We start from the raw sequence: 12,092 nt of genomic DNA, 5'->3' as shown, positions 1-12,092 counted from the left end.
TTCTCTAGATCGATCGACTCCTCTCCGAGGAGTCGGAGAGGAGAGGAGTCGATGGAGCCCGTGCCGGGCGGTGCGGCGGAGCCGCCCGCCACGGGCCACCGCGACCCGGCCGGGTCGGCCGGCGCTGACCGCGCGGCCGGCGCGGGGGCCGCCGCAGAGGCCGCCGTAGAGGTCGGCGCGGAGGTCGGGGCTCTGGTCGCGCGGTTGCCGTGGGTGGAGTGGGCGCGGACGGCCAAACGGGCGTCGTCGTCGTGGCGGCCGACGGTCGACGACGTCGAGCGGGTCGGGTCGGCGATCCAGTCCGGTCTCGACGCCGGCATCACCCTCGTAGAGGCCTCTGAGATCGCCTGTGCGGCGATGAGAGACGCCACGGGTACTCAGCCGGTCACCTACGTGTCCCAGGCGTTCACGCGGCATCTGAGCCGGTGGTTGCGGATCATTCAAGTCGCGCCCCTGGACGAGAACCCACTCCCGCTGGCACCCGCCCCGCCGACGTCTCGCGACACCACCCGCGACACCACCCACGACGTCAGCTGTGACGTCAGCTGTGACACCTCACCTATCGCCGTCGGCGGCGAGACTGGTGCTGAGACCAGCCCTGACCAGCACACGAGCGCTGTCAGTGCTGACCGGGCTGACAGCTCCGGCCAGGATCGCGATGGTGGCCTCTGCGACTCCGCTCTTGCTGACCCGGCACCCGAGCCCGCGACCCGCGCCGGCCGTGAGGCGGCGATGGCGATGATCCGCGCTCACCTCGAGACCACCCCGTCCGGTCGCCGTCGGGCGGCCCGCCACCGGGGTGCGGTCTGCCCCGACCGGCCGGAGCTCGACCGGCCGGAGCTCGACCGGCCGGTGCTCGACCGAACAGGGGCGGTGCCGGTGTGAACCTGCCGGAGTTGCTGACAGGTGCTGCCGCGCCGCTTCCGGTCCTCGCCGCCTGGGGGCGGCTGCGGTCCGGGTCGGCTTGCCCACGACCCGGTGGGCAGTGGTGTCGCGGGTGTCTGGGTGACCGACCCGGTGAGCGTTGATGGGTGCGGTGCCGGTCAGGATGGCGCGGTGAGCGACCCGTCAGGCACCTCCCCGTATCCGGGGGAAGCGGCGATGCCGGAGGTGGGGGTGGTGCCGTTGCCTCCGGAACCGGTCGCCGACGATCAGGTCCCTCCCGACCCTGCCGGCTGGGGCGAGGTGCCGCTGCGCGCGGTGGACGGCTCCTCCACCCGGCCCCCCACCCGGGGGACAAGGCCCCGGTCCTGGGGAACATCCGGATCGTCGAGAGCCGCGGAGCCGTCGGGATTCGATCGTCAGCCCCCGCAGGACCTCACCGCCGAACAGTCCGTGCTCGGCGGCATGCTGCTGAGCAAGGACGCGATCGCCGACGTGGTCGAGGTGCTGCGCCCGGAGGACTTCTACCGGCCCGCGCACCAGACCGTCTACGAGACGATCCTGGACCTCTACGGCCGTGGTGAGCCGGCCGACGCGGTGACCGTGTCGGCGGAGCTGCAGCGGCGCGGCGAGCTCGTGCGGCTGGGAGGGGCGCCGTACCTGCACACCCTCATCGCGACCGTGCCCACCGCGGCGAACGCCGCCTACTACGCCGAGATCGTCGGGGAGAAAGCGATCCTGCGTCGCCTGGTCGAGGCCGGCACCCGGATCGTGCAACTGGGCTACCACGGCAACGAGTCCGGCGAGGTCGAAGAGGTCGTCGACCGGGCCCAAGCCGCGGTCTACGAGGTCACCGACCGCACCACCACCGAGGACTACACCGTCCTCGAAGAGCTTCTCCAGCCCACGATGGACGCCATCGACGCGATCGGCTCCCAGGGCGGAGCGGCAGCGGGTGTCCCGACCGGGTTCACCGACCTCGACCGGGTCACCAACGGTCTGCACCCGGGCCAGATGGTCGTCGTCGCGGCCCGTCCGGGGCTGGGCAAATCGACCCTCGGTCTGGACTTCGCCCGCTCCTGCTCCATCGGCCACGGCATGACCAGCGCGTTCTTCTCCCTCGAGATGAGCAAGTCCGAGATCGTCATGCGTCTGCTCTCGGCGGAGGCCCGGATCCGGCTGGCCGACATGCGCGCCGGCCGGATGTCCGAGGACGACTGGACCCGCATGGCTTGCCGCATGTCGGAGATCTCCGAGGCGCCGCTGTTCATCGACGACTCCCCGAACCTGACCCTGATGGAGATCCGCGCCAAAGCCCGCCGGCTCAAGCAACGCCACGACCTGAAGCTGATCATCCTGGACTACCTGCAACTGATGACCTCGGGCCGCAAGGTCGAGTCCCGCCAGCAGGAGGTGTCCGAGTTCTCCCGCCAGATCAAGCTCCTGGCCAAGGAGCTCGAGGTCCCGGTGGTCGCGATGAGCCAGCTCAACCGGGGCCCCGAGCAGCGCACCGACAAACGCCCCATGCTGTCGGACCTGCGCGAGTCCGGCTCGATCGAGCAGGACGCCGACATGGTCATCCTGCTGCACCGCCCCGACGCGTTCGAAAACGACGACCCCCGAGCCGGTGAGGCCGACCTCATCCTGGCCAAACACCGCAACGGCCCCACCGTCACCGTCACCGTCGCCCACCAACTGCACTACAGCCGCTTCGTCTCGCTGGGCGCCGAAGACCCCTTTCAGCAGCGCCCACCAGCGGCCTCGATCCGCCCCGCCGGCCCCCGCACCCTCCGCTCCCACCTATGAGCCTTTTCCAACCTGTTGTCCGTAGTTCAGCCCGGGCCCGGGCTAGGGCGTACCCGCTCCGCTGGTATTCGTCCACCTGACCTGCACAAGCAGGTCAGCGAAGGCTCATACACAATCATGTGAAATAGGTGATCGATAATGGCTGAGTCCGATTATGTTCGGAAGCTTGTAGGAAAGCATGGTGAGGTGTTCTCCTGGATCGTTGAGATGTCGGCGATGCCGAAATCTATGGTGTGGAACATGTGCGGCGGGCTGACCGGTGTGGAAATGGAGCAGCTGCTGCGCCGGTGGGAGAGAGCCGGGCTGGTCAAAACTGCCACGATCGGTACCGTGCGGTGGGTGTGGTGTACCACGTACGGAAACGAGATCGCCGGTGCGGCTCCCTACCGGAACGAAATACCACCGACGGAAACCACGTGGCGGCACCTTCGAGCAGTCTGCCTGGTCCGCGCCGCGATCGAATCCATGGGCGGAGAATGGATGTCCGGCCGCTATCTACGCTGGGAATCCGAACACCGCGCTCCCGCCCCGACCCGACCGCGGACACCCACTCAGAAAACAGGCAGGACTCCCAACGGGGCGCCGCCCGGCCCGCTGACCTATCCCGATGGTCTGGCCTGGCTGGTTCCCCGCTCGACCGGCACGGGATGGCCGTGGCTGGTCCGCGTCAACCTGAACGCCAACCTGAACGCCAACCTGAACTCGTCCTCGTCGTCGGACCCGTCGTCGGACCCGTCCTCGAATTCGAAGACGACCCCGGGGTGGGATGAGGACTGGACAGCGCTGATCGCCACCGGTACAGCGCTGACCTCCAGCGAAAAGTTCTGTGTGCTCTACGTCGTCAGCGACAACTCCTACGGCCTCGCTGAGGCGGCGCTGGAAACACGCCCCGACCGAGACCGATTCCAACTCCAACGCCTGAGCGAGCTCGCTCCACTCGGCAAACAATGGTTCAGGACCCGGACATCCAGCACCAACTGGAACCCCCGAACCGGGACACGCCAACCAGATCGGTGAACGCGATGCTCGTCGCATGAGAACGAGAACGGATCACGATTTCACGTTGCTGGGGAAGGTGTGATTCGGTTACCAGCGGGAGGCGAGGCCGGTCATGACCCGGGCCCAGCGGCGGGCCTCAGCGGGGATGGTGGGGTCGGTGGGGTGGCGGGTGGCGGTGCAGGTGCGGTGGGCGGCGAGGATCTCTCCGATGCGTTGCGGGTCGCGGTCGTGGTGCAGGTCCTGGCTGTCGGCGGGGTCGTGGCCGGCCGCCTGATAGCGGCGAGCACCGCCGATACCGCCGCCGCCGCTGTCGGTGTCGATGTCGATGTCGATGGTGCCGATGCGTAGCCCGGTGTGGTGCTGGGTGCTGTGTGGTGGGTGCCGGGTGCGGAGGGCGGCGGGTGGGTGGTGGATCCAGTCGAGGCTGCCGGGGTCGAGGTGGTGTTGGGCGCGGGTGACCGCGACGTAGGCGAGGCGGGCGTAGTCGGGGTCGAGCTCGATGATCTTCTCCCCGGGGGTGTCGGGGTCGGGTTGGAGCGGGGGTGGGGGGAAGTCGCCGGCGATCCGCACGACGGGCCATTCACGGCCTTTGGCTTTGTGCGCGGTGGAGACCACGACCTCGGCGTCGGGTTCGGCCGACAGTTGCTCGAGGGTGGTGAGGACGGCGGGGACCCCACGCCGGTCGATGATGTCGACCAGGGGTTTGAGGTCGTGTCCGGCGGGGTCGTGCTCGGCGTAGTCACCGACGGCGTCCCAGCTGGTGAACAGCTGGAGTTCGGGGTGGTTGGTGGGACGCCCGGCTTGGAGGTCCCGCGCGGCCAGGGCCAGGGCGCGTAGTGGGCCGCCGCCGCCGCAGAGCGCGACCCGGCGGCCGGCGGCGAGCAGGGCCATGACCTCGCCCATCGCGCCGCCGTTGGTGCGGCACAACACCGCATCCGGCACATCCCCACCGGCCTCGTCGAGGGTGCCGATGGTGCTGGCGAGGTCGGGGTTACCGGTCAACCGGAGGGTTTGCCCGGTGTAGGGGAGCCAGCGGTTGGCTTCGTCGGCGATGGCGGCACCGAAGCGGAACGACCGCGACAGGGTCAATCCGACACCGTCGAAGTCGGTCATGACATCGCGGGCGCCGCGCCAGCCGTAGATCGCTTGGGCGGAGTCACCGACCATGACCAGCTGCGCGTGCCCGCGCTGGTCGCGGAAGATTTTCTCCAGGGCGGGGTTGGTGTCCTGGGCCTCGTCGAGGAGCAGGAACGCGCAGTCCAGACGGGGTTCGGTCAGCGCCCACATCTTGAAGTAGTGATCGTGGCTGAACGGGAACACGCCGGTGCCGCCATCGCCGTCGCCGGTGCCGTCGGGATGCTGGAGGTCGTTCCAGATGCGGCGGGCGTAGTCCACGACGATCCCGGCGAAGATCCGGTGGGCGCGGCGGTCGGGCATCCCGGTCAGGTGGGGGACGTGGTGGCGGCTGATGGTGTCGTCGGCGGAGTGGCAGAAGTTCAGGACGGTCTTCTGCGCCGCAGCGCACTGCCCGGTCGTGCTCACCCTCCGTTCACCGAAGGTCAACGGGGTGTCGATCCCGAGAACAGGGGCGAGGTCGGTGCTCGGGATCCGGGGTGCGTTCAGGCGGGCCTGGTAGCGGTGCCCGAGGGCGGCGTAGGCGAGGGAATGGGAGGTCACCGCCTGCACCGACGGGGGGAACGAGGCCCCGGCTTCGGTGGCGATGGACTTGTTGAACGCCAGATACAGACCCCGCGCGGTCGTGGTCGCGGCCAGGGCACGCAGGGTGGAGGTCTTCCCGGCCCCGGCCCCGGCCTGGATGGTCAGGTCGTAGCCGGCGGTGAACGCCTCGACCGCGGCCCGCTGCTCACCGGTCAACGGCTTTCCCGGCGTCTTTTTCCTCGTTGTCTTCCCCGCTGCCCGGGTGCGCGGCGCCGCGGCGCGTTGCCGGGGCACCGAGGGGGAACCGGTCGTGTCCGGGGCGGGCGTTGTCGGTGCGGGTGTGTCGTGGGCGAGGGTCTTCTCGGCGATCTGCGCCCGTTCCTGTGCCCGGGGTGGGCGGCGCAGGCCGATCCCGGCGGCGGTGAGGATCCCCAGGTCCAGCTCCCACGTCCGAGCCGAGCGCTGTTCCCAGGTCCGGATGGCCTCAGCGATATGCGCGACGGCCTGCTCCTCGGTCCAGCTGTTCACCGTGCACAGGTGTGTCAGGGCTTCCTCGGTGCGGCCCTGGACGTTCGCGTATCCGAAGTGGGTCACCAGGTGACAGCCCGAGCACAGACACACCAGACGGCGCAACGTCTGCACCCCGGTCGCGTCGTCATAGGTCCAGCGTTCGTGGACATCGAGATAACGGGCGATGTCGGGCCGGCGGTCCTCGCCGCGGCCGCAGGCCTCGCAGCGATACCCGGTCCGTCCCAGCACCGGGCGGCGTAGCCGCTCCCAGTCGGCAGGGTCGACACACGAGCGGACGTTGGTGAACCAGCACGAGGACGGGACCAGATCCACGAACAGCCCGTCCCCGACCGTGCGGTCCTCACCCGGCAGCACCTGGGGCACCTCCGGGCGGGCCGCCCACCGGGCCAGCGCCGCGGTCGGCGGGGCCGGATCGAACCACCGCCGTGCCCGAGCGTCCCAACGGGCCCCCGCCGCTTTCGCGACGTCCTTCTCCACGAACGGAACATCCAGCCAGCACCGGTCGGGGCTGCGATCGGGTCGGGCCACCATCACCTCTCCGAAGGTCCTCACACACCCAGTGCGTCGACCCAGCGTGTCGATGAACACTGTGAACACCGTCCAGGATCGCACATATCGGCCCTATCGGGATCCTTCTCCGGGACAGCTCAGGAGAACAGTTCGGCGCGTAACCGGAGTTCGTCGCGGTCGGCCCAGGACACGCTCATCGCGTCCCCGGCGACGGAGGCGAGTAGATCCGCGGCCTGCGCGGGGTCGAACTGGTCGGGTAGCGCGGCGATCGCTGCGCTGATCCCGGCACGGAGTGCCGCGATCCCGCCCTGCAGGCCCGGGTTGATGCTGGTGGCGATGACCTGGACCCGCACGACGAGGACGTCCCCACCCGCATCGCCCGGGTCGAGGGGGCGGCCGGTGACTCGGTCGTGGTCGGGCCCGGCGTAGCTGTCGACGATCTGGCCGCGGCGACGGGCCCGTTCGAGATGGTTACCCACGACCCGTGAGATCGCGACGAGGTTCTTCCCCGGCAACGGGAACTTCTGCGACACCGCGACCACCACATCACCCGGCCCCATCCGCGCCGCGATCCGTTTCTCGGCACTCACAGCCCGCTCCCGCCCCGAAAAACACGAACACGAACCAGGGTGGGTGTATCTGCGTCGCCGATCATTCCGGACGCACCGGTGAACCTCATTCGACCCAGGATAGTGCCGCCGGCCGCGCGCCGTTCGAGATGTCGAGCACCGGGCCGTAAGACGTGTGACCGCTGCGCTCAGTCGAGCGAGCCCGGCACCGGTCTGTCGCCTCCGCCGCCGGTGTCGAGGTCGAACAGGGTGGTCTGGAACGGCGGCGCCCGCCGCGCTGCGGCCCGGCTGCCGGCGAGGGCGCATTTACGGCAGTTCGCGGGATCGTCGGTGGCTGTCAGGTCATCGGCGGCGGCGAGCCCCGCCCACCCTTGATTACACGCCGCAACAGGTAAAGCGAGGTCCCCGAGCCACGCCTTCCACGCGACGTCATGCACGACGGCCGAACGACCGACCCGGAGACGCCGGCCGGTGAAACGGCGAGCCTGCGCGGCAGCGAACACGACCGGGTCGATCTCCACCTTGAGCTCCCGTTCCCGCCAGCCTGTCCTCACCAGCACCGACAACGGGCAGGCTGACCGGCTCACCCACCTGCCTGCCTGCACCCGACAAGTGCCACCGTCGCTCACGTGTCGACGTTCGTCGATCACTCGCACCACAATGAGGTGTTCTCAGTAACGGGTTGATCATGCCGTGCGGTCGTACTCGGTGTGGAGCAGTACGAGCGCAGCGGCGGTGATCGCGCCGGTGTGCCAGGGGCATGGCGTGACTCGCCGTAGCGCGGCGAAGGTGGTCTTGGGTAGCCGGTCGACTTCGCCTTCGTAGCCGAGGTCGCCGAGCGCGGCGTGGGTGTCGTCGGTGAGCCTTTTCGATCCGGCGAGCCAAAACAGAAGTCCGGCTAGTCGTAGAGAAGGCCCAGGGCCGCTACGAAATGATGATCAGGATACGGTTCCATTTCGAACCCAGAAGCCCCGCCCGAATAGCATCAGGGGCCGCTCGAAGCGAGTTTGGGCTATCGTAGTGTCGGCCGGGTTGACATTCCTTGTCCTGTTTGCAGCGGCAGGGTTTCTGCTCATGTCAGAAGGCGCTAGGATCCCCATAGAGGGCAAGCTCGTGGGCTTGATGACCGCACCTTCTCGGAAAATTTCTGACGGGTTCACCCCTCTGCCTTCTGGTGGTTGCGCTGGATTCGGAGAATTCGGTGAAATCCGAGCAGGAGCGCGGATCTCGGTGCTAAATTCAAAGAGGGAATTAATCGGCTCTGGGCATCTGAAGGATTCCGTCATCGTGGGGGGTTCGTGCCAGTTTAGTTTTAGAATCGATGGTGCCCCGAAAAGTGACTACTATCGAGTCAGTGTTGCGGGCCGTAAGCCGTTGTCCTGGTCGGCAGCGGAGGTTGAAGCCCCTGGCGGGATTCGAATGGTTCTCGGGGCGTGAGCGCTGGGGAATTTTTGCGGGGAAGGTTCTTCGTGAGGCATCGAGAGGTGTCCGCCGCGGGCTCGGGGCAGAGGGGGGGGGCGGTGCGGGCGGGTGCTGCCGCGCCGCTTCCGGTCCTCGCCGCCCCGAGGTCGACTGCGGTCCGGGGTCGGCTTGCCGTTGCGCGGCGCCGGCCGGTCGCCCCCGTGACGCCGCAGTAGTAGTGGGTCCGCCGGCTGCTGCTGCTGCCTGTGTGCACAGTGAAGCCCACCCCAAGATCAAAGTCAAGTCCACAGGACCTATGCATCATCTGATGATCTTCGGCTGGGTGGGGTAGGGTGGCCGGTGTGTTGCGGGTGATCGCGGTGGGTGCGGGTGCGGTGGAGTACCTGGTGCGTGGGTCGGGTTGCGCCGCGCACGAGTCTCGGGGGGAGGCTGTGGACGGGCCTGGTTATTACGCGAAGGCGGTGGCTCGGGGGGAGCCGGCGGGTCGTTGGTTCGGTACGGGGATGGCTGGGCTTGGCCTGTCGTTCGCCTCGGGCGAGACGGTCGCGGCGGATGACGTTCGTGCGGTGTTCGGGCAGTTGCGGCATCCGGATTCGTCGGAGAGGGATCCGGTGTTCATTGGGTCTCGGCCGCGGCGGTATCTGTCGGCGGAGCAGCGTGTCGAGCGGGCTCTGGGTCGGGAGAAGGGCTCGCCAAGCGCGGAGCGGGTGGAGGAGGTCCGTCGGTCGGCGGAGTCGGATGGGCGCCGGTCGGTGGCGTATTACGACTGGGTGTTCGCGGCGCCGAAGTCGGTGAGTGTGTATTACGCGGCGTTGATCGCGGCGGGTGCGACCGAGGCTGCGGAGAAGGTTCGTGGGGCGCATGAGTCGGCGGTGGAGTCGGCGGTGTCGTTTGCGGATGCGCGGGTGGCGGTGACGAGGACGGGTCGTCATTCGGGTCCGCGGTCGGTGGCGGGTATGGGGGTGTTCGAGCAGGGTTCGGGGACGACGTGGTCGTTGTGGGCGCATTCGACGAATCGTGAGGATGAGCCGCATCTGCACACGCATGCGGCGTTGCTGAATCGCACCTCGACTTCTGGGGGGAAGGTCGGCGCGTTGGATGGGGCGTCTTTTCGTGGGCTGAAGCAGGCGGTGGACGCGGTCTATCAGCAGTCCTTGGAGCAGCGTTTGACGGCTGAGTTGGGTGTGGGGTGGCGGGATCGTCCGGATGGGTTCGCCCGGGAGATCGCGGGGATCGATCAGGCGTTGATGGATGCGGCGTCGACGCGGACGAAGCAGCTTGAGGACCGTGTCGCGGCGATGAAAGCGGAGCTGTCGGCGCGGGCTGGGGGTGGGGAGTTGTCGGCTGCGGTGTTGCATCGTGTGGCGCGGTTGGCGTCGTTGGAGACGCGTGCGCCGAAGTCAGCCGATGCGGGGCCGCGGGCGTTGGCGCGGTGGGCGCGCGCGCATGCTGATGCTGCGGTCGAGGTGTTGTCGGGAGCTGCGGAAGCTGCGGTGGGGGGCGGTGTCAGCGTCGATGAGCCGGTTGATCGGGATGCGGTGTTGTCGGCGGCGGTAGAGCGGGTGTCGGCGTTGTATGCGGTGTGGGACATCGGGAACCTGGCTCTGGCGGTCAAGGCGCAGGTCGGGGATCGGTGGGAGGTTCTCGGGCTGGCGGGGGCGTCGGAGTCTGAACGCGGTGCGGCGTTGTTCGATCTTGCTCGGGAGGCGGTGGGCCGGCCGGATGTGGTGCAGGTGTCGATGACCGAGCCCGCGCCGATCCCGGATGGGTTGCGCCGGGAGCGGGGCGGGCGGGTGGACGCTGACGGGTCGAGGGTGGTCGGGGACGGCGGCTATGTCCTGCGGGGGGCGCATCGTGAGCGTTACACCTCGGCGGCGCATCTCGGGCGTGAGGAGGCCGTGGTCGCGCGGGTGTCGGGGCCGCTGGATGTCGGTCTGGCACCTGGGAAGGCTGCGGGGGTGCGGGCGGAGCTGTCCGGGCACGGCCTGAGCGACGATCAGGTCCACGCCGCCTTGACGGTGCTGACCTCCCGGGTCGCAGGGGATGTCGTCGTCGGTCCGGCGGGTGCGGGGAAGTCGCGCACCATGTCGGCGCTGGCGCAGGTGTGGTCCCGTGAGGTCGGGGGGCGTGTCCTGGGGGTGACGACGTCGCAGATCGCGGCGAACAACCTCGCTGACGCCCACATCGACGCGATCAACACTGCTGTGTTCGGTGGCCGGTTCACCCCCGGCTCCGACGGTCAGGTCCGCGACCGGCTGGGGGCGGGGGATCTGGTTGTCGTCGATGAGGCGGGGATGACTTCCACCGTCGATCTGCACCTGATCACGAGCCTTGCTGCTGAGGCGGGCGCGAAGGTCGTGTTGACCGGGGACCCGGAGCAGTTGGGCGCGGTCGGCGCGGGCGGGTTGTTCTCCCATCTGGTGGGTACGGCGTCGTCGGTGGTCGAGTTGCAGACGGTGCACCGGTTCGCCCAGGAGTGGGAGAAGGCGGCGTCACTGCAGGTTCGGGCGGGGGACACGGCGGCGGTCGCGGAGTATCTGTCCCGGGGTCGGTTGCACGCGGGCTCGGTGGAGGAGATGGAGGCGGGTGCGTCGCGGTCGTGGCTGGCCGACACCGTCGCCGGCCGTTCGTCGTTGCTGATCGTGGCGGGCAATGAGCAGGCCGCGCAGCTCTCGAGGCGGTTGCGGGAGCAACTGATCGGCCTCGGTCGTGTCGACCCGGCCCCGGTCGGGCGGGTGCACGGTGTTGAACCGGGTGGTCAGGCGGTGTCGATCGGCGACAAGGTGCAGGCGCGGCTCAACGATCGGTCGGTGCGGGTGGATCTCCCGGCTGGTGCCTGTGGGGGGGGGCAGCTGTGTGCGTTCGTCACCAACCGGGAGACCTACACGATCATCGGTGCTCACCGTGATGAAAACAATGATCACTTTCTGTTGGGGCGTGACCAGCACGGAGTGATCGCGTATTTCCCGGTCGAGTACGCCGCCCGGCATCTGCGGCTGGCCTATGCGGGGACGGTGCATGCGGCGCAGTCGTTGACGGTTGACACCGGGCACTCGGTCATCACCGAGGAGATGGGCCGGGACGCGGTGTATCCGGCGATCACCCGGGGCCGGGTGGAGAATCATGTGTGGCTGGTCGCCGCCCGCCCGGCGGATGCTCATGATCCGCAGGCCCTAGCGGAGACGGCGAGGTCGCGGTTTTCGTCGGTGATCGAGTTCAGTGGGGCGCAGACCTCGGCGGTGGCTGCCCGCGCCGAGGCGCAGGATCAGGCGCGGTCGTTGGTGACGCTGGCCGGGGACTGGTTCGACCTGGCCCGGATGCAGCACCGTGAACGGGCCGGCCGGCTTCTGACGGGGGCGTTGGGTGCGGTGAACGCGGCCCGGGTCGAGGCTGAGGGCGGTCGCGGGTCGCTGCTGGCGGTCCTCGCGGAGTCGGAGTTGGCCGGGCATGACCCGGCGCGGCTCCTCTCCCAGGTTGCGGGCTCGCGGGAACTGGACTCGGCGGAGAACGTGTCGGATGTGCTGCGGTGGCGGATCGCCGGCGCGGTCAGTGGACGGGTGCCGGAGGACCCGGTCACCGCCGCGACGGTGTTCGAGTCGTGGACCGTTACTGGTGATGGTGTTCATGCTCGGCAGCGGAACCGGTTGGCGCCGTTGATCGTCGACCGGATCGGCGTGCTGGGGCGGCGGGCTGCTGAGCAGGCACCCGGGTGGG

At 68.9% G+C, this 12,092-nt stretch carries 6 protein-coding genes and 2 pseudogenes; 4 read left to right on the top strand and 4 right to left on the bottom strand.

Annotation, left to right across the window (positions count from 1 at the left end; all coding sequences use genetic code 11):
* Positions 1–51 precede the first annotated feature (51 nt).
* The 3 genes and pseudogenes from Ae331Ps2_RS29600 (at position 52) to Ae331Ps2_RS31675 (ending at position 3,705) form a co-directional block, all read left to right on the top strand.
* Positions 52–885 carry a hypothetical protein gene (locus Ae331Ps2_RS29600; protein ID WP_075329882.1) on the top strand — a complete coding sequence of 278 codons (834 nt, stop codon included), beginning with the start codon at positions 52–54 and terminating at the stop codon, positions 883–885.
* Between the two features lie 396 nt (positions 886–1,281).
* A pseudogene (dnaB, locus tag Ae331Ps2_RS29595) lies at positions 1,282–2,613 on the top strand (replicative DNA helicase); the annotation flags it as partial.
* Positions 2,614–2,826: 213 nt separating this feature from the next.
* Positions 2,827–3,705 carry a hypothetical protein gene (locus tag Ae331Ps2_RS31675; RefSeq protein WP_139319171.1) on the top strand — a complete coding sequence of 293 codons (879 nt, stop codon included), beginning with the start codon at positions 2,827–2,829 and terminating at the stop codon, positions 3,703–3,705.
* 69 nt (positions 3,706–3,774) lie between these two features.
* On the opposite strand, the gene Ae331Ps2_RS29585 is transcribed toward Ae331Ps2_RS31675, so the two are convergent.
* The 4 genes and pseudogenes from Ae331Ps2_RS29585 to Ae331Ps2_RS30830 form a co-directional block, all read right to left on the bottom strand.
* Positions 3,775–6,408, bottom strand: a complete 2,634-nt coding sequence (locus Ae331Ps2_RS29585) for a UvrD-helicase domain-containing protein (RefSeq protein WP_075313423.1) — start codon at positions 6,406–6,408, stop codon at positions 3,775–3,777.
* Between the two features lie 116 nt (positions 6,409–6,524).
* Positions 6,525–6,977, bottom strand: a complete 453-nt coding sequence (locus tag Ae331Ps2_RS29580) for a hypothetical protein (RefSeq protein ID WP_139319170.1) — start codon at positions 6,975–6,977, stop codon at positions 6,525–6,527.
* Between the two features lie 167 nt (positions 6,978–7,144).
* Complete coding sequence (locus Ae331Ps2_RS29575; RefSeq protein WP_139319169.1) at positions 7,145–7,477, bottom strand: hypothetical protein; 333 nt, start codon at positions 7,475–7,477, stop codon at positions 7,145–7,147.
* Between the two features lie 165 nt (positions 7,478–7,642).
* Positions 7,643–7,816, bottom strand: a pseudogene (locus Ae331Ps2_RS30830) (IS5/IS1182 family transposase); the annotation flags it as partial.
* A gap of 903 nt (positions 7,817–8,719) precedes the next feature.
* Here Ae331Ps2_RS30830 and mobF point away from each other — a divergent pair.
* A partial coding sequence (gene mobF, locus Ae331Ps2_RS29570) for a MobF family relaxase (protein ID WP_217695668.1) occupies positions 8,720–12,092 on the top strand: 3,373 nt, incomplete at its 3' end.

The organism is Pseudonocardia sp. Ae331_Ps2, assembly GCF_001932405.1.
Lineage (GTDB): Bacteria > Actinomycetota > Actinomycetes > Mycobacteriales > Pseudonocardiaceae > Pseudonocardia.
This window is presented reverse-complemented; position numbering and strand designations above follow the sequence as displayed.

What these genes read in the sequence shown, in the direction of transcription:
- Ae331Ps2_RS29585 (WP_075313423.1), bottom strand. Translation starts at nt 6,408, where the DNA reads ATGGTGGCCCGACCCGATCGCAGCCCCGACCGGTGCTGGCTGGATGTT.
- Ae331Ps2_RS31675 (WP_139319171.1), top strand. Translation starts at nt 2,827, where the DNA reads ATGGCTGAGTCCGATTATGTTCGGAAGCTTGTAGGAAAGCATGGTGAG.
- Ae331Ps2_RS29600 (WP_075329882.1), top strand. Translation starts at nt 52, where the DNA reads ATGGAGCCCGTGCCGGGCGGTGCGGCGGAGCCGCCCGCCACGGGCCAC.